This is a genomic window from Psychrobacillus insolitus, assembly GCF_003254155.1.
Classification (GTDB): domain Bacteria; phylum Bacillota; class Bacilli; order Bacillales_A; family Planococcaceae; genus Psychrobacillus; species Psychrobacillus insolitus.
This window is the reverse complement of record NZ_QKZI01000005.1, coordinates 102955-121249: the sequence shown is the minus strand read 5'-3', so window position 1 is coordinate 121249 and position 18295 is coordinate 102955. Positions and strand designations below refer to the sequence as shown.

Annotated in this window: 21 protein-coding genes; 16 read left to right on the top strand and 5 right to left on the bottom strand. The window is 35.8% G+C overall.

All coding sequences use genetic code 11. The features are described from left to right. Window positions 1-63: 63 nt before the first annotated feature. The gene (locus tag C7437_RS12010) at window positions 64-846 is read left to right on the top strand and encodes an alpha/beta fold hydrolase (RefSeq protein ID WP_111439972.1); all 783 of its coding nucleotides are present in this window, start codon (window positions 64-66) and stop codon (window positions 844-846) included. A gap of 36 nt (window positions 847-882) precedes the next feature. Here C7437_RS12010 and C7437_RS12005 read toward each other — a convergent pair whose 3' ends face one another. Further along, window positions 883-1590, bottom strand: coding sequence for a YetF domain-containing protein (locus tag C7437_RS12005; protein WP_211310018.1), 708 nt, complete (start codon window positions 1588-1590; stop codon window positions 883-885). A 166-nt stretch (window positions 1591-1756) separates the two neighbouring features. Between C7437_RS12005 and C7437_RS12000 the strand changes: the two genes are divergently transcribed. Further along, window positions 1757-2971, top strand: a complete 1215-nt coding sequence (locus C7437_RS12000; RefSeq protein WP_111439971.1) for an MFS transporter — start codon at window positions 1757-1759, stop codon at window positions 2969-2971. 456 nt (window positions 2972-3427) lie between these two features. On the opposite strand, the gene C7437_RS11995 is transcribed toward C7437_RS12000, so the two are convergent. Further along, window positions 3428-4108 carry a universal stress protein gene (locus C7437_RS11995; RefSeq protein ID WP_111439970.1) on the bottom strand — a complete coding sequence of 227 codons (681 nt, stop codon included), beginning with the start codon at window positions 4106-4108 and terminating at the stop codon, window positions 3428-3430. Between the two features lie 314 nt (window positions 4109-4422). Here C7437_RS11995 and C7437_RS11990 point away from each other — a divergent pair, with 314 nt between their 5' ends. The 8 genes from C7437_RS11990 to brnQ all read left to right on the top strand — a co-directional run bounded on the left by C7437_RS11990 (window position 4423) and on the right by brnQ (window position 11864). Next, complete coding sequence (locus tag C7437_RS11990; RefSeq protein WP_111439969.1) at window positions 4423-6825, top strand: Na+/H+ antiporter subunit A; 2403 nt, start codon at window positions 4423-4425, stop codon at window positions 6823-6825. Further along, on the top strand, window positions 6822-7250 hold the full coding sequence (locus C7437_RS11985; RefSeq protein ID WP_111439968.1) for a Na(+)/H(+) antiporter subunit B: 429 nt from the start codon (window positions 6822-6824) through the stop codon (window positions 7248-7250). The genes C7437_RS11990 and C7437_RS11985 overlap by 4 nt, the downstream gene beginning before the upstream one ends. A gap of 3 nt (window positions 7251-7253) precedes the next feature. Next, window positions 7254-7592 (top strand): Na(+)/H(+) antiporter subunit C, encoded by a 339-nt coding sequence (locus C7437_RS11980; protein WP_111439967.1) that lies wholly within the window; start codon window positions 7254-7256, stop codon window positions 7590-7592. Then, window positions 7585-9069: a Na+/H+ antiporter subunit D gene (locus tag C7437_RS11975; RefSeq protein WP_111439966.1), complete on the top strand. Its 1485-nt coding sequence runs from the start codon at window positions 7585-7587 to the stop codon at window positions 9067-9069. Before C7437_RS11980 ends, C7437_RS11975 begins: the two co-directional genes overlap by 8 nt. Beyond that, complete coding sequence (locus C7437_RS11970; RefSeq protein ID WP_111439965.1) at window positions 9069-9551, top strand: Na+/H+ antiporter subunit E; 483 nt, start codon at window positions 9069-9071, stop codon at window positions 9549-9551. The genes C7437_RS11975 and C7437_RS11970 overlap by 1 nt, the downstream gene beginning before the upstream one ends. Further along, a complete protein-coding gene (locus C7437_RS11965; RefSeq protein ID WP_111439964.1) occupies window positions 9551-9835 on the top strand; it encodes a Na(+)/H(+) antiporter subunit F1 in 285 nt (94 codons plus the stop codon). The genes C7437_RS11970 and C7437_RS11965 overlap by 1 nt, the downstream gene beginning before the upstream one ends. Beyond that, complete coding sequence (locus C7437_RS11960; RefSeq protein WP_111439963.1) at window positions 9813-10187, top strand: Na+/H+ antiporter subunit G; 375 nt, start codon at window positions 9813-9815, stop codon at window positions 10185-10187. Before C7437_RS11965 ends, C7437_RS11960 begins: the two co-directional genes overlap by 23 nt. 324 nt (window positions 10188-10511) lie before the next feature. Beyond that, the gene (brnQ, locus tag C7437_RS11955; RefSeq protein WP_111439962.1) at window positions 10512-11864 is read left to right on the top strand and encodes a branched-chain amino acid transport system II carrier protein; all 1353 of its coding nucleotides are present in this window, start codon (window positions 10512-10514) and stop codon (window positions 11862-11864) included. Between the two features lie 43 nt (window positions 11865-11907). Here the strand turns inward: brnQ and C7437_RS11950 are convergent, their stop codons facing one another. After that, a complete protein-coding gene (locus C7437_RS11950; protein ID WP_111439961.1) occupies window positions 11908-12552 on the bottom strand; it encodes a GntR family transcriptional regulator in 645 nt (214 codons plus the stop codon). 90 nt (window positions 12553-12642) lie between these two features. Next, window positions 12643-13269 (bottom strand): YfbR-like 5'-deoxynucleotidase, encoded by a 627-nt coding sequence (locus C7437_RS11945; protein WP_111439960.1) that lies wholly within the window; start codon window positions 13267-13269, stop codon window positions 12643-12645. A gap of 139 nt (window positions 13270-13408) precedes the next feature. Between C7437_RS11945 and C7437_RS11940 the strand changes: the two genes are divergently transcribed. From C7437_RS11940 to C7437_RS11930, 3 genes are all read left to right on the top strand, one after another. Then, window positions 13409-13894 (top strand): TraR/DksA C4-type zinc finger protein, encoded by a 486-nt coding sequence (locus C7437_RS11940; RefSeq protein WP_111439959.1) that lies wholly within the window; start codon window positions 13409-13411, stop codon window positions 13892-13894. 173 nt (window positions 13895-14067) lie between these two features. Beyond that, a complete protein-coding gene (locus C7437_RS11935; RefSeq protein WP_111439958.1) occupies window positions 14068-14457 on the top strand; it encodes a thiol-disulfide oxidoreductase DCC family protein in 390 nt (129 codons plus the stop codon). Between the two features lie 88 nt (window positions 14458-14545). After that, window positions 14546-15538, top strand: a complete 993-nt coding sequence (locus tag C7437_RS11930; RefSeq protein WP_111439957.1) for an NAD(P)/FAD-dependent oxidoreductase — start codon at window positions 14546-14548, stop codon at window positions 15536-15538. A gap of 146 nt (window positions 15539-15684) precedes the next feature. Here the strand turns inward: C7437_RS11930 and C7437_RS11925 are convergent, their stop codons facing one another. Beyond that, complete coding sequence (locus tag C7437_RS11925) at window positions 15685-16062, bottom strand: nucleotide excision repair endonuclease (RefSeq protein WP_111439956.1); 378 nt, start codon at window positions 16060-16062, stop codon at window positions 15685-15687. Window positions 16063-16330: 268 nt separating this feature from the next. On the opposite strand from C7437_RS11925, the gene C7437_RS11920 reads away from it, so the two are divergent. The 3 genes from C7437_RS11920 (at window position 16331) to C7437_RS11910 (ending at window position 18268) form a co-directional block, all read left to right on the top strand. Then, complete coding sequence (locus tag C7437_RS11920) at window positions 16331-16831, top strand: hypothetical protein (protein ID WP_111439955.1); 501 nt, start codon at window positions 16331-16333, stop codon at window positions 16829-16831. A gap of 12 nt (window positions 16832-16843) precedes the next feature. After that, on the top strand, window positions 16844-17227 hold the full coding sequence (locus tag C7437_RS11915) for a DUF3221 domain-containing protein (RefSeq protein ID WP_111439954.1): 384 nt from the start codon (window positions 16844-16846) through the stop codon (window positions 17225-17227). 435 nt (window positions 17228-17662) lie between these two features. Then, window positions 17663-18268, top strand: coding sequence for an alpha/beta hydrolase (locus C7437_RS11910; RefSeq protein ID WP_111439953.1), 606 nt, complete (start codon window positions 17663-17665; stop codon window positions 18266-18268). Window positions 18269-18295: the final 27 nt, after the last annotated feature.

Sequence of the window (18295 nt, the reverse complement as noted above, 5' to 3'; positions counted from 1 at the left end):
TGGTTTTTATTTGGAAGGAAAGGGTAGAATACATTATAATGAGTAAAAAAGGAGAGTGTAGAAATGAATGTGCATTCTGTAGAAGTATATAACAAAAAAGTAGCGTATCAAGACGAGGGTAAAGGCGAAGTTTTTTTACTTATCCATGGTTTTTGTGGGAGTTCTACCTATTGGAATGAAGTCATTCCGGGGCTTTCTAAAACGAATCGAGTACTAGCGATTGACTTGCCAGGACATGGCGATTCAGAGGTTTGGGAAAATATGAATGAGATCTATCATTATGCAGATTTTATACAAGATTTTCTAGATGAATTAGAAATTGAAAAAGTGACGATGGTTGGACATTCTTTAGGGGGCTATATAACGCTCGCGTTTGCGGAATCGTATAGTAATCGATTAAATGGATTTTCATTAGTACATTCTACAGCTTATGCAGATTCTATAGAAGCAAGAGAAGGCAGAGTATCATCAGCTTATAAAATAGATGAAGAAGGAATGGAAGTATTCATCGATGGTTTAGTACCGAAATTATTTGCTCCAGATCATATAGAAGATCATCAGAAAGCAATAGAGGAAGCGAAGAAAATAGGGTATACAACATCATCAGTAGGAGCCAAAAATGCTCTACATGCGATGAAGGAAAGAAAAGATCGCATAGCAGTTTTAGAAAATACTAAGTTACCAGTTTTGCTAGTGGCGGGGGATAGTGATCAATTAATTCCTTCAGAAAAAACATTTACAACAAGTGGTGAGAATATTAAACAAGTATTAGTGAAAGATGTTGGTCATATGAGTATGTACGAAGCACCGATTGAACTTTTGAAAGCAATCCAGCAATTGATTTGATAGAAAAAAGGACTTCCATTAGGCTGGAAGTCCTTTTTATATACCGTTTTTACGAAGGCTAATATACAGAGAACCATTTGTTTGGATTTGTGCGTAAAAGACATCTTGGACAGATTCTACTCCTTGTTTACGAAGTTTTTTCATGACCCACTCTTCTGTTAAATCGAGCTCGGTTAAATTTTTTTGCACAACTTTCCCATCTGATATAATTTCAGTTGGCATATATACAGGAAGCGTAGTCGGTACTTTTACATCTTGTTTGGTCGCTTCTTGTAGTTCCACTTTTTTAAAAACACTTAATTCTCCATTTGTTTCTAGTACTGCATAATGGACATCTTGAATGGAGAAGATCGATTGTTCTCTAAGCATCATCATAAGATCGTCCAAATGTAAGCGTGCAGATTTTAGAGATTTTACGGATAATTCCCCATCTTTAATAACAATCGTAGGTTCATCGTCGAAAAGGATTCGAAGCTTAGGCGACTTTAAAGCGAGGTAACTCATCAGCCATGTCAGGACGGACCACCAAATAAGTGATATTAGTCCGTTTACAAATGGCGTTTCTGTTTGTGACGCAATTTCTGCAGCGATTGATCCAATGGTTATTCCGGTAATATAATGGAAGAAGGTTAACTGACTAAGTTGTTTTTTCCCTAAAATTCTTGCTAATAATAGAAGTGCCGCAAAAGAAACAGTAGTTCGAATAATCATTTCCCAAAAATCTATTTCAAATAAATCCTTCATTAGGCTCGACCCCTTTATAACTAAATGTCCTTCCTTTCAGTGTTAACAACCAACTATAATCTATTCTTATTTCTAAAAGTAAATATTTTCAGTTTACTCAACGGGATTTGCGCTATAATAAATCTATTACTTTATTCGGAAACAAGAAAGAGTGTGATCAAATAGTATGGCTACGGTAGATTCTACGCATAAACTTGGAAATCCGGTGTATCCTGTCATGTTTGCGATTGGGGTTTGCCACTTATTTAATGACTCATTACAAGCTGTTATTCCAGCAATGTTTCCAGTTTTAGCAAAAGAAATTGGACTTACTTTTACGCAATTAGGGTTGATTTCTTTTGTTTTAAATATAGTGGCATCATTATTGCAGCCGGTTGTTGGATTTATTAGTGATAAAAAGCCAATGCCCTATGCACTTCCAATCGGAATGACGAGCTCATTTATCGGTATGTTAGGATTAGCATTTGCACCGGAATACTGGATTATTCTTGTATCTGTTATATTTTTAGGTTTTGGATCTGCTGTTTTTCATCCAGAAGGTTCTCGTGTTTCATACATGGCAGCAGGATCTAAAAGAGGATTGTCACAATCTATTTATCAAGTTGGAGGAAACTCTGGACAAGCACTCGCACCACTAATTAGTGCTTTCATCTTAGTACCATTTGGACAAAGAGGAGCAGCATTATTTCTTGTTGTTGCTGCAGTGGGAATCTTTATATTATCGAAAATATCTGCTTGGTATAAGAAACAGTTGGAAGAGGAGAAGCTTTCTAAAACGAAGAAAGTACTTCTATCTTCCTTGCCATCTTTAACTAAGAAACAAGTAGTTATCGCTTTGACTCTTCTAATGGTTATCATTTTTGCAAGATCATTTTATGTGACCAACATGACCAATTTCTATATTTTTCACTTGATGGAGAATTACGGATTTACGATTCAAAAAGGGCAACTTTTCATCTTTATTTTCTTAGCATTAGGAGCAGTTGGAACATTCTTTGGAGGGCCGATGGCGGATCGTATGGGCAGAAAAAATGTTATTTTACTTTCTGTGGCTGTACCGATTCCACTAAGTTTAATATTGCCATATGTTCCTATATGGGTGGTTGTTATTTTACTTACTTTAATCGGATTTTTCATCATGCTAAGCTTTTCAGTGACAGTTGTTTATGCACAAGAGCTTGTGCCGAGTAAAATTGGTACTATGGCAGGCTTAACGGTAGGACTTGCATTTGGAATGGGTGCTATTGGAGCAGTAGTGATCGGGATATTAATGGATCATCTAGGTGTTTATACGACGATGATTATTGTTTCAGTGTTACCAATCATCGGGCTGGTAGCCTTAGCGTTGCCAAAAGATAGAAAGATTGCATTGCAAGGATAAATGGGAGGGAAGTGACTTTAGTAGTCGCTTCTTTTTTTGTGTAGAAAATGCTTAGGAGCAAGATTGGAGAGCATATTCGCAAGATTACTTGTCTTACTCGCAAGGTCGCCCCCGTTATGTGCAAGATTTCACTCGGAACACGCAAGATTGGTGCTATTCGCAAGGTCACTGGCCATATTCGCAAGATTACTTGTCTTACTCGCAAGGTAGCCGCTGTTATGCGCAAGATTTCACTCGGAACACGCAAGTTTGGTGCTATTCGCAAGGTCACTGGCCATATTCGCAAGATTACTTGTCTTACTCGCAAGGTAGCCGCTGTTATGCGCAAGATTTCACTCGGAACACGCAAGATTGGTGCTACTCGCAAGGTCGCCCCCGTTATGCGCAAGATTTCACTCGGAATTCGCAAAATCTTCATTAAAAAAAGAGAGAACTCTTGGAGTCTCTCTTTTGGGATTATAATTTTAAGCTACAACCATCTGGAACTTGAGAAGAATCGGTACATAAATTATCTTGGATATGGACTTGATGCATCTTGTTGTTATGCATAAACTTAAAAATTCCATTATCAAAGTCTGTACCTACTTCTTTAAAGAATATGCCCTCTTGGCACATGTTTTTAGCAAATGTAAAAGAAACCTTGTACGTATCTCCGTCAACAACTAAATAAGCACGGACTCCTTTTTCGAAAACTCCATCTTCTGATTCTTTTACGGAACGTTCAACGGAAACGACATGGAAATCAACAAATGGAATTTCTTTTAATAAGACATTCATAAAAGATCCCTTGGTAATTTCTTCCCATCTACTTTGAGCAGTTTGGCCAATGATGATTTGGGTGATGTTTAGTTTATGCGCGACTTCTTTAATAACTTTTGGAGAAGGTCGTTTTTCATTGTCGCGAATGATAAATTCTTCTATTTCTAATTCTTCCGCTAAGCTTTTCCATTGTTCAATATATCCTGATTTCTCAGCATCAAATGCATCGTATGGTAGTGGATCAACTGTCAAGATATATAGGGGACAATCTAGCATACTTGCCATTTTATGTCCTCTTCTAATAAGACGCTCTCCGTTTGGTCCGTAGTATACACAAACTAGTATACTTTCGTCCATACGACCTTTTGTACGTTTCATCGTTACCTACTCCTCTTTTATGTTCGTTTCTACAATCTATATACATATCTAATTCGTTTTAAGTTATTTAGTATTAAAGCGCTTGAAGTGCAGTGGGTGTTATCTTAGTGTATAATTTACTAAGTATATGTCCACATCTACTCGTATTTTTAGTGCTTTTCCTTAATATATTTTTAAATTTTGGGAAATTGTTAATGACCCACATGGCTTCTTATTATGCTACTAGTTTCAGGTATAGTCAAGCGTTCTTCACGAAATAGAATGATTCTATCAAAATCAAAAATTAAAAGTAAAAAAGAACTGGAGGTTAGGATTTGTTTTCCGTAAATTTCGCAATTATTCTTCCATTTATCATAGCTGCATTCGTCCCATTTATTTATAGACGATTCAGATTTATACATATTGGATGGTTTGTTATGTTAGTACCTATTACTTTGTTTATCCTGCTTGCTAGGTTAATTCCCTCGGTAGCAAGTGGTCAAACATTTACTGATACATACCAATGGATTCCCACATTAGATATTAACTTCACTACTTATTTAGATGGTTTAAGTATGATATTTGGTTTACTTATAACTGGTGTAGGTAGTTTAGTCATTTTATACTCCATTTTTTATCTTTCTACAAAAGAATCCCTCCAACACTTCTATGTCTACTTATTATTATTCATGGGTGCCATGCTCGGCGTCGTATTTTCTGATAATTTAATGGTGTTATATGTATTTTGGGAATTAACGAGTGTTTCTTCTTTCCTATTAATTGCCTTTTGGAATCATCGTAAAGGTTCTAGACTAGGAGCGCAAAAAGCAATGCTTATCACGGTAAGTGGTGGAGTGGCTATGCTTGTTGGTTTTATCATGCTTCATACGATGACAGGTACTTTTAGTATTCGGGAAATTATTAGTAGCATAAGTGGTTTCACAGACCATGCTTTATTTATGCCCGCAATGATTTTAGTATTGTTAGGTGCTTTTACAAAGTCAGCACAGTTTCCGTTTCATATTTGGTTGCCAGACGCAATGGAAGCCCCAACTCCAGTAAGTGCATATTTACACTCTGCAACAATGGTAAAGGCAGGGATTTACCTGGTGGCTCGTTTTACGCCAGTATTCGGCGGAGATCAAGTGTGGTTTTGGACGGTTAGTATCGTCGGGATGATTACATTATTCTGGGGCTCATTTAATGCGGTTAAACAAACCGATTTAAAGGCATTGTTAGCTTATTCAACGATAAGTCAACTAGGTCTCATAATGAGTTTACTCGGACTCGGTTCAGTAGCACTACATATAGGTTACTCGACGGAATCTGTTATTTATACTCAAGCTACATTTGCTGCTCTTTTCCATATGATTAATCACTCTACGTTTAAAGGAGCACTTTTCATGGTCGTTGGGATTGTCGATCATGGGCTTGGTACTCGTGATATTAGAAGGCTAGGTGGATTAATGGCGTTAATGCCATTTACATTTACAGTTGCTGTAATAGGTAGTTTATCGATGGCTGGATTACCTCCATTTAATGGATTCTTAAGTAAAGAGATGTTTTTTGCTGCAACCGTTCAAATAAGTAATGCGGATGTCTTTTCCCTTCAAACATTTGGCATTGTATTCCCTATTGTTGCGTGGGTTGCTAGTATCTTTACGTTCATTTACTGTATGATTTTCATCTTTAAAACATTTCTTGGGCCTGCTCAACCTGAAAAGTTGGATAAACCAATTCATGAAGCGCCAATGGGGATGCTTATTTCTCCACTAATTTTGGCTGCTTTTGTGGTAGGAATTTTCTTCTTTCCTAATTTACTTGGTAACTATATATTACGTCCTGCAATGTCTAGTATTTACCCTACTTTTGGTGATGCATTTAATCTTACGCCTTCGATTTCAGCTTGGCATGGGGTTAAACCAGAGTTGCTCATGACGATTGGGGTAGTGCTTGTTGGTGCAATATTATATAAAATTCTTAAAAAGTGGAAACCAATTTATGGCTTGTTTTCGCAGAAGTATACATTTAATACTTTGTATAATAATGTACTTAGTCTTTCGGAAAAAGGTTCTGGGGTTGTAACTAGAGGCTATATGACTGGATTTTTAAAGGATTATATAGCTTATATATTTGGGTTTTTCATCATTGTGGTAGGTGGTTTCCTTTTCTATTCGGGAGCCTTTTCTATGGATATTTCTACCAATGCTCCTATAAGACTCTATGAAGTCATCTTGGTAGCTGTTATGGCAATTGCTGCATTTGCTATGCTATTTGCTAAATCACGTATGACAGCCACCTTGTTAAATGGAGTTTTAGGATATTCAATTGCTATCTTTTTCGTGATATTCCGTGCCCCAGATTTAGCTTTAACTCAGTTGGTTGTGGAATCGGTAACGACCGCATTATTCCTGCTTGCATTTTCTCATCTACCCGATTGGAAGAAAGAGAAAACTACTATTAAAACAAAGTGGATAAATGGGATCATATCTATAGCGATGGGTGTACTTGTTATGCTTATAGGATTGTCGGTATTAAATTACAATAAGTTTGAAACGATTTCAAGTTACTTTGAAGATGCGTATGAATTAGCTGGTGGAGCAAATATTGTCAATGCCATATTAGGAGATTTCCGTGGATTTGATACGATGTTAGAAGTGGTTGTTCTCTTTATCGCAGGCTTAGGTGTTTATACCATGATTAAGCTTAAGAGCGAAAAAGGAGGAGACAAAGAATGAAAATCAATGATGTTATTTTACGAACAATAACGAGAATTATTGTATTTATCATATTAACTTTTGGCGTGTACTTATTTTTGTCAGGCCATAATACTCCTGGTGGTGGATTTATCGGAGGTTTAGTATTGGCCTCTGCAATTGTTCTTCTGTATTTGACAAGTGATATAGAATCTATTAGAAAAAGTTTGCCGTTTGATTTTAAATTAGTAGCTGCTTTAGGTGTATTACTAGCAACGGGTACAGGGTTTGGTTCTATTCTTTTTGGGGTCCCATTCATGTCGCAAACATTTGCTTACTTTGAATTACCTATTTTTGGGAAGACGGAGTTAACAACTGTGACAATCTTTGAGGCCGGGGTGGTTTTGGCAGTTGTAGGTGTAGTAGTAACAATTATTTTAAGTATGAGTGAAAGTGAGGAGGCGTAGCTTATGGAAACATTAATCATTCTATTAATAGGGATTTTAGTTACTGTTGCAACGTATTTAATCCTCTCTAGAAACATTATACGAGTAATCTTAGGTACAGCTGTATTTTCTCATGCGGTACATCTCTTAATATTAACAATGGGAGATTTAAAAAGGGGTAGTGTTCCTTTATTGAAAGAAGCAGAGGCTCCCTATACAGATGCATTGCCACAGGCTTTAATATTAACAGCGATTGTTATTAGCTTTGCTGTGACTGCATTTATTCTTGTGTTAGCGTTTCGTGCCTATCAAGAAGCTGGATCAGATGATCTTCATGAATTGAGAGGGACAAACGATGAATAATTTAGTTGTATTGCCATTAATTATCCCAATTATGGTTGGGGTTATACTTGTATTTTTACGTCCATATATTCGTTTGCAACGTGTTATTAGTTTGTTGACGATGATTGGAGTAAGTGGATTAAGTATTTATATGTTAAATGTAATTCAAACAGATGGAATCATACGATTAGACTTTGGGGGGTGGAAGCCACCTTTTGGAATTCTATTTGTAGGAGATTCCTTTGCCGTGCTTCTTGTTTTAACTGCGAGCATTGTAACGGCAGTCTGTTTAATCTACGCTTTTTCTTCTATTGGAGAGAAGCATGAAAAAATGTTCTTTTATCCTTTCGTCTTGTTCTTAATAGCTGGAGTAAATGGCTCGTTTTTAACTGGAGATTTGTTTAACTTATTTGTATGTTTTGAGTTGATGTTACTAGCTTCTTATGCGTTAGTGACGTTAGGTGGAGAAAAAGTACAGTTAAGAGAGTCTATTAAATATGTGGTTATTAATGTACTAGCATCGTGGTTTTTCTTAGTTGCTTTAGCGTATCTTTATGGCACGTTGGGTACTCTTAATATGGCTCATATATCAGAAAGAGTTGCAGAAGCGGGTCAAGATCCATTGCTTACGACTATTAGTATTGTCTTTTTATTGGTATTTAGTTTAAAAGCTGGGTTGCTCTTATTTTTCTGGTTACCTGGTTCCTATAGTGTTCCTCCAACTGCAGTAGCTGCATTGTTCGGTGCTCTTCTAACAAAAGTGGGAATTTATGCATTGTTTCGTATGTTTACATTGATTTTCTACCATGAACCATCCATTACTCATCAGTTAATCGGAATAATGGCTGGTGTTACAATTATTCTTGGATGTATGGGTGCTTTAGCGTACAAAGACGTTCGTTTAATCGTTTCTTATAATGTAGTAATAGCTGTAGGATTTATCTTAATCGGATTAGCAATTGCTACACCGACGGCTATAGAAGGTTCGATTTACTATATTATTCATGACATGATTGCAAAAGCGCTCCTCTTTTTACTAGCAGGTGCCATGATTAAAATGACTGGAGTAACAAAGTTTGACCAAATGAGTGGTCTCATACGAAACTCTCCTATATTTGGTTGGATGTTTTTCATCGTAACTTGTTCACTAGCAGGAATACCACCATTAAGTGGATTTGTTGGGAAAATTCTTGTAGGTCAATCCGCGATTGAAGCGGGTTCGTACGTATTACTTGCACTTGCATTTTTCTCTAGTATTGTTGTGTTGTATTCGTTGCTTCGTATTTTCTTAAATGCTATCTTTGGCGAAACAATTATAAGTAAGGAAGATGAAGTGCCTTTGAAAAAAGGACTGCTTATTCCTGTAGTACTACTTGGATTTGGCACAATTTCACTTGGATTAGGTGCAGAAGCATTGGCAGATTACGTTAGTAATGCAGCCTATACGCTAACTAATCCTGCTGTTTATATTGAAGCGGTGTTAGGGGGAGATGAATAATGCCAGCTCAATTTTTACTTAATCTATTTATTGCGTTTCTTTGGATGTTGTTAAAGGATGAAGATGAACTGAGGATTTCTACATTCATAGGAGGATTTCTAGTAGGAATTGTGATTATCTTCTTAATGCATCGATTCTTTGGTTCACAATTTTATCTGAGAAGGCTCTTTTCTATTATTAATTTGCTCTTTATATTCAATTGGGAACTAATTCTATCTAGTATTTTGATTATCAAACAGATATTAAGTCCAAAGCTGGATATAAAACCTGGAATATTCACTTATAAAACAGAGCTTCAGGGAGACTGGGAATTAACGGTGCTAGCAATGCTGTTAACTCTTACTCCAGGATCTGTTGTGCTGGAAGTAAACCCAGACGGAGATATATTTTACATACATGCAATGGATATAGAAAAATCCAAAGCAGATGTATTGCGTTCAATTGGAAAGTTTGAAAGAGCGATTTTGGAGGTGACCCGTTAATGATTGAAAAGATATTATTTACCGCACTTGCCCTTTTTGCCATTTCCATTTTAATTGCGTTATATCGTATTATCAAAGGGCCTACTACGCCTGATAGAGCTGTAGCGTTAGATATGATTGGTGTTAATCTAATTTCTGTTATTGCGATTGTTTCTATCGTTTTGAAAACCAAGGCTTTTTTAGAAGCTATTCTTATTTTAGGGATTCTTGCTTTTATTAGTACAATTGCTATTTCTAAGTATGTGGAAAGGGGAGTTATCATTGAACGGAAATCAGATAATTGAGTTGGTGGCTGCCCTTTTAATATTACTCGGAAGTATCATGAGTGTCATTAGTGCGTTTGGGATTATTCGACTACCAGACGTTTATACAAGGTCACATGCCGCGACTAAAAGTTCAACCTTAGCCGTTTTAATGTCATTATTGGGAGCATTTGTATACTTTTGGATTCATGATGGGATCATTAGTGTGAGAATATTATTAGGAATCTTTTTTGTCTTTCTAACCGCACCGGTATCAGGTCATCTAATTACGCGCGCAGCTTACCGATCAAAAGTTCCATTAGCAGATACTTCTACTGAGGATGCTTTGAAGGAAGTACTATTTCCAGATGAAAAAATAAAAGCTAACTCTTAGAAAATAAATCTAAGGAGTTAGCTTTTTTCTCGTTACAAGAAGTTCGTTTAAAACACAAAGGGTATTTTATTGGTTGGGATTTTATGGAATTTATAACTACACAAGGAGAACTAACGCCCCGTCATTGTGACAAAATTGAGTCATTTAAATTAAATAAATGTTCTATAAATTTAGTCTAATATATTGCATTCTGTATAAATACATAGTATTATCAGTTCTTGTTAGAATGAATATTGAAGTAATCATTCATACTGTAAGTACTTTTTAGAAAATAAAACAAACTATAAGAAATAATTGTTTCTTACATTATAGGAGGAAGAATAAATGAATACGAAATTATCGTTTTCCAATCATCTAGTTATTGGTGTGATGCTATTTGCACTGTTTTTTGGAGCCGGTAACTTAATATTTCCAGCAAGTTTAGGACAAAATGCAGGGACAAATATATGGGTTGCGATTATTGGATTTTTAATAACTGGAATAGGGTTACCTTTCTTAGGTACATTAGCAATAGGCTTTTCAGGAAGTAAAAATTTGCAGGAACTCTCTAGTAGAGTGCATCCAATTTATGGGATTATCTTCACCTCATTATTATACTTAACAATTGGGCCGTTTTTCGCAATGCCGAGAACAGGTGCTGTTTCATTCGAGATCGGGATTCTGCCATTTATTGGTCCTGAGAATGCAAAGATAGGTTTATTAATATTTACAATCCTATTTTTTGGATTAACATTACTACTTTCACTTAATCCATCTAAAATCGTGGATAATGTTGGGAAGTACTTATCACCAGGGATATTAATTGGTTTGTTTATCTTATTATTTTTTGTAGTCATTAATCCAATGGGGGATTTTACTAAGCCCCAAGGTGATTATATAGATAATGCTTTTATGACTGGTTTTACAGAAGGTTATAACACGATGGATGCACTTGCATCACTAGTGTTCGGGATTATTGTCATAAACTCTATTCGATCAATGGGTGTTACTTCGACTAAAGGTATCTTAGTAGCAACTGCGAAGGCTGGCGGTATCGCAATATTCTTCCTTGGAGTGATTTATGCAGGTATTGGATACCTAGGCGCGACAAGTGTAGATCTTCTAGGAGTACTTGAAAATGGAGGACCCGTATTAAGTGGTGCTTCAGAGCATTATTTTGGAGCGTTCGGAGCAGTGCTTTTATCTATTGTTATCTTTTTAGCATGTTTAACGACGAGTATTGGTTTATTAACTGCGTGTGGTGAATATTTTAATACATTAATGCCGAAGATTAGCTATAAAGCATTTGTTATTTTCTTCAGTGTATTTACATGTTTTATTGCTAATTTTGGTTTGTCGAATCTTATTACTTACTCGATTCCAGTGTTAATGTTATTGTATCCATTAGCTATTGTATTGATCTTGTTGGCATTTGCATCACCGTTATTTAATCATGCACAAATTGTGTATGTAAGTGTAACTTCTGTCACGTTTTTAATAAGTATTATTGATGGATTCAAAGCATTATGTGGTTCTCTTGAAATTGAGTATTTTGGTTGGATGAAACCAATCATTTCATTCTATGAAAAATATTTGCCATTTTATGATGTTGGACTTGGTTGGTTAGTACCATTCATAGTTGTAACTGTTGTAACTGGTCTAATCGCACGAATGAAAAACACAAAAGTAGCAGAATAATTACAAAAGAAGCCCCAAGACAGATGCTGTCTTGGGGCTTCTTTTAGAATTCTTCAATTGTATAAATCCAATTAGCACGCATAACTTCCATTATTTTTTTTACATCTTTTTCTCTAAATAAACGGATGATTTCTGCGTGTTGTTCAATAGAATATTCTCTTAAGATAATTTCTTCATAATAGTATAGTCTTCGTACATGTGCTTGGAGCATTTCAACCATAGAGTGTATGTATGGATTGTTTGCCGTATCAACAATAATCTGATGAAATTCTTCATCCACTTTAAGACCATATGCAAATTCCTTTGCATGAAGTGCATGTGCAAATTCTTTGTTTTTCTCTTCTAGTTGTTGAATTGTTTGCTCATCCATATTTGGGATAGCAAGTTCAGCTGCGAGTGCTTGTAATGCTGCTAATGGAGGTAACAGATTATAAATATCCTCTTTTTCAACAGGTGTAACTTGTGTAGCTCTTCCTGGTTGCATCGTAACAAAACCTTGTGATTCTAAAAGTTGCAATGACTCGCGTATAGGCGTTCTACTGACTCCAAGAGCCTGTGCAAGTTCTATATCATTTAACTTTTCATCAGGTTGTAGCGTACCGTCAATAATCCATTGTTGTAATTGATTAAAAGCATGTAGCTTGGCGGTAGTACGCACAGGTTTTGCATGATTAACTGGTATAGGCATAAAAAAAACCCTCTCTCAATTATCATAATAGTGTAATAATTATTATACACTATATTATACAATATATTGCACGTTATATAAAAAATATTTTTAATTTCGAAGAATTTGTAATGTTATTGACTTGACATCAGTCGCAGATTCTTCATCCATTATATCCTGTAACATTACTTCTCTGAAATAAGCAATACTTTTCTCTAAAGGTATTTGTAAGATTTTTCTAAGTGCACTTTCATACATATGTACGAACTCTGGATCCGTATTACCGCGTTTTAATTCTGAAAAAGATTCATATACTTGATCTAGTTTATCAGCAAGTTCAAGTAGTTTCCCTTCAATTGTCTGATCTTTTCCTTCTTTCATACGTTCAAAGAATACGGGTTGGAATTCAGCTGGGATTTCTTCAAGGATAAATTTCTCCATCATTTTCTCTTCGACATGTGTAAGCATTTGTTTTAATTCTGGTGAAGCATGCTTGACGGGAGTTTTAATATCTCCGATGAATATTTCTGCAAAGTCATGATTAATAGTCTTCTCATAAAGTAATTTCCAGTTAATGGTTGCTCCGCTGTTTTCTTCTATCGTCGCAAAGAACATGGCATATTGTGATACTTTCCATGAATGAGCAGCGACATTGTGTTCTTCAAATTTAAAGCGACCAGGAGCCCGAATAATTCTTTCTAAATCGTTCATGCTCATAAAAAATCGATGAATTCCCAATGCAATCACTCCTTTAGTATTATCATACTGTAATTTCCTAAAATATTGTAATAAAATCCTTGATATTCAGTGTGATAAGTACAAATTGTTTTATTTCGTCGAATTCTGGGAAACCTTCTAATAACGAGGAGGAATTTAAATGACTAAATACGATAAAATAAAAAGTTCACTACTAAATCGTTTAAACGAATTAGAAATAAGTGAGGAAAATGATGTAGAATTTGAAAAAACCGAGTTATCTAACTATGACAATCACCCTGCGGACAATGCCACAGATTTAACGGATCAGCATACTCGGTTAGCGCTGAGAAGACATTTTGATGGGGAAATGGATGATATCCAAACAGCTCTGACGGCAATAGAAGAAGGAACTTATGGTAAATGTATTGAATGTGGAGAAGAGATTCCATTAGCACGTTTAGAAGCAGTTCCGACCACACTTACTTGTGTAGAACATGCACCGAAAGAAGTAGATCAATCTATTCGTCCAGTAGAAGAATCTCTGTTAAACTCATCGACGGATCAACCTGTAAACAATGAAGATCCTTTGCTTCGTGACTATGCAAATAGTTTTGAGGAGCTAGAAGAAGTAGGCTCTTCTGATTCACCGTCTGATAAATTGTAAAGATGAGGTACTTCTTAGGTTTGTTAACTTAAGGAGTGTCTTTTTGTATATTATAAGAAAGTATATAAAATTTCTGCATAGTAACTGTCTAGCTCCACCTCATTTACCTGTCGGGGCAGTAATAGGCGCTTCCGCTTTTCTTGTAGTAAACTGATGAAAAGGAGGGAAATCATATGACTGCTATTGTTTTGTTTGATGGTGAATGTAATTTCTGTGACTCGAGTGTGCAATTTATTATTAAAAGAGACCCAGACGGCTTTTTTCAATTTGCTGCATTGCAAAGTGAAATAGGTGAAGAACTTAAAAAGAAACATCAAATTCCAGATCAACTAGATAGCATTATTGTGATCGAAAACAATACTGTTTATGATTCCTCGGATGCCGCTCTTTTTATCACTAAACATTTAAATGGACTGTGGAAATGCTTTTATATAGTAAAACTTATTCCTAAATCATTGCGAAATTCTGTCTATAAAATTATTGCAAAAAACAGGTATAATTGGTTTGGGAAAAAAGATTTCTGTGTGATTCCATCTCCAGATATTAGAAATCGCTTTCTCTAAATAAGCAAAAAAGATTAGAAAATTTATGAAATGTGTTACGCTTAGATCGGGAAGTGTTTTCCCGATAATCAGTGAGGTGAAAGTAACTATGGACGTGAAAATGTATGATGTGACCATTGTTGGTGGTGGTCCAACGGGGCTATTTGCTTCTTTTTATGCTGGACTACGCAATATGAGTGTGAAAATTGTTGATAGTCTTCCACAATTAGGTGGTCAATTAATGGAATTGTATCCAGATAAATATATATATGATATTGGTGGGATTCCAAAGATTCTTGCTAAAGATTTAGTCGCAAATTTGGAAGAGCAAGCTAAGCATAGTAACCCAACAATTTGTTTAGAAGAAACTGCAATTGCCTTAGAAAAGCTACCAGGCTATTTTGCATTGACTACAGATAAAACTGTGCACTATTCGAAAACTATTTTACTTACTTCTGGTATTGGTTCTTTCCAGCCACGTAAGTTAAATGTTGCTGGTGCAGAAGCGTATGAAGGCAAGAATCTGCATTATAAAGTAAAGGATTTGAATTACTTTAAAGATTCGAATGTACTCGTGTTAGGTGGCGGAGATTCAGCGCTCGATTGGTCTTTAATGCTTGAAAATATAGCGTCAGACGTAACAATTTGTCATCGTAAAGAACAATTTACTGCTCATGAAATGACAGTTCAACAACTTCAAAATTCGAAAGTTCATATAAAAACACCATATGGCATTAAAGAATTAGTTGGTGACGGAGAAAACATTCATGAAGTGATAATTGTTGGCAAGGATAAACAAGAAGAACGAATTCCAGTCGACCATGTGATTGTCAATTATGGCAATGTTGCATCCCTTGGGCATTTAAAAGAGTGGGGCATTGATATGGAGAAGAATTCTGTCGTTGTTAATGAAAAAATGGAAACAAATATAGAAGGTATTTATGCGGCTGGAGATGTTTGTACGCATGGAGGAAAAGTTAAACTAATAGCGGTTGGTTTTGGAGAAGTTCCTAATGCTATCAGCCATATGAAAGCTTTTATTGATCCTAAATCTCGTGTGCAACCGAAACATAGTACGAGTATTTTCGAAGAAGTGAAATAAGAAAAGCGGAAGCGCCTATCTCTGCCCCATTTGACCCCGAGGGGCAAAGCGCTGTAGCTAGACATACTTTGCAGAAATTTTATACACTTTCTTATCTATAAAAAAATCCCAGACCTCATTGAATAGTGGTCTGGGATTTCATATTCTTACTGTTTGTAAAATGCTTTTTCGATGTTATATTTTGATTTTAGTGTATTGATTGCATATGTTTCGTAAATTTCACGATCCATTGCTTCTTCTACGATAAATACACTGATTTTGTAAACTTCATCACGATGTTTAATCATTGGTGATACATTGTCTTCAAAATGCTTTTTAATGCGTTGTCTAATTTTACGTGCTTTCCCAACGAATAAAAGCTCATCATTTTTGTTGAAAAACATGAAAAATCCGCCTTTATCACGTGGAATTTGGTGGAAGTCGATGAATCCAAAAATAGTTGGAATTTCAAGTTCGCCTTCTGCAGGTTTTTGTTCACGTTGCGTAATCGTCAAAGCAGGTTTTGGTAATTCAATTTTAATCAATATGCTCACGTCCTCTTATTGTGTATCCTTCAGTATAACATGATTATACACGAAAATCTATTTAGAAGAGATGTTAACTGTAAGAGGGATTTTCGCTACGTATAAATCTATTTTAGGAGATGATTAATTGGGGAGTCTGCCAGAGTGGTTTTTTGCATTGGTCATTGCAGTTGTTATATGTTTTATAATCCTTGCAGAATGGTGGACGCGAAGAGGGTAAAATATGTTATACTAGACAAATGAAAAAAACGAAAGAAAGAGGAATCCGATGCTAACATATGAAGAAAAAGAATTAATAATCCAAGAGTTTCCGAATTTAACGAGAAAAGAAGTGTCATTGAACCGAATTAATTACCACTACGAAGAAAGCTTGTTTGAAAAGACTACAGTGATTTATCATCTTCATCCAAATGGAAATGGATTTGTGTATGTAGGGGATCTTCCGCAGTACAAAGAAGTAGAAGAAAAAGGACTAGTGAATATTAGAGAATTTTCTGGTGACGAATTACGCCAAGCGATCAAAGATTCAATAGCCTATTTAGCTACTGCAGAAGAAGAACTTGTAGAAAATGAAGTAGAAGAAGAACTTATAGAAGATGAAATAGAAGAAGAGTGGAGAAACAAAGAAGAATCTAAGCTAACGTTATTACAAGAAGATACTCTTTGGAATATCTATCATGGTTATAATCTAGAAGAAAGCTTTGGTTCTTATGATGAAGCAAAAGCTTATCTTGTAGCAGAAGGCTTCCGTTGTGTAGGTACTAGGTAAGGAGGTTCCGACATGAGAGGAAAATCTACTGTAGCCATAATTTTGGCTATTATCTTAATTGCTGTAGGAACCACTATCTTTTTCATTATGCAGTTTTTCGAAGATAATCCAACGCAACCTCAACCAACTGGTTATATAACTGGTGTGATTATCGATATAAATAGTGAGGTCAAAACAACAGTTTTAGTTGTTGCAGGTATCACTGTGGAAGAAGCGAAGGCTTTATCTGTGGAAGAGGCAATAACAGCTGGAGAAGATGCAACTTGGATCACAATGTCACTTGGCCAGAGAAGTTCTCTAGTACTGTATGATGAAGTGAAAGTTGGCTATACTGCTCTACTTGAATCTTATCCATCACAAGCAACAGCTAATACAATTGAGAAATTAAATGAATAATTAAAACAAATGAAGCTATTTAGGTCCAGTTTTTAATTGGAGTTGAGTAGTTTTTTTGTTTTGTCTTTAAAAGCGGTTGTACAATATATAACGTTGGTAAAATTAAATAAATCCTGATCCGCGCTGATTTCGTTCCGAGCGGACACTTTCCGTGGGGCGTGCGGTGAGCCTCCTCGTCGCGAAAACCGCGCTCCTGTGGGGTCTCACCTGTCATGCTAATCCCACTGGAGTCGCCGCTCGGAACGAAAGTCAGCAAAGTGAATATTGGAAATAAAAGTCTCAGATGGATATAGAAAACAAAACTAGCCCCCCCAAAAAAAAGACTGTAGCAAAAAATCAGAAAGTAATGATACTTAAAATCCTCTTTATTTGACCTGGAAATTGATTCACGTTATAATTATCTCAAATTCGAGATATTAAAAAGGAGTTTTTATAATGAAACATGTTTTTTATAAAGGAGAAGATTCAACGCGACCAACATTATTGCTTTTACATGGTACAGGTGGAAATGAGCATGATTTAGTAGGATTAGGTAAAGAAATTGATGGAGCTGCAAATATTTTAAGTGTTCGTGGAAACGTTCTTGAAAACGGTATGCCACGTTTTTTCAAACGTTTGGCAGAAGGTGTATTTGATCTAGAAGATCTACAGTTCCGAACAGAGGAATTAAAAAATTTCATCGATGAATCAGCTAAAAATTATGAGTTTGACCGTGATAATGTAGTGGCAATAGGCTATTCAAATGGTGCGAATATTGCTGGAAACCTTTTATTTGAATATGAAAATGTATTAAAAGGTGCCATTTTACACCATCCAATGGTTCCAAGACGTGGGGTCGAAATACCTGCGCTACCAGGGGCTCCAGTGTTTATCGGCGCTGGGAAAAATGATTTTATGTGTCCTGCAGCAGAATCAGAAGAATTACGTGATTTACTACAAAATGTTGGGGCAGAAGTTGAACTATTTTGGCATTCATACGGTCATCAATTGACTCAAGATGAAGTGCAAGCGGCAAAAGAATGGTACAAAACTAAATTCTAACTAATAAGGAGCTACGTGACGCAGTCA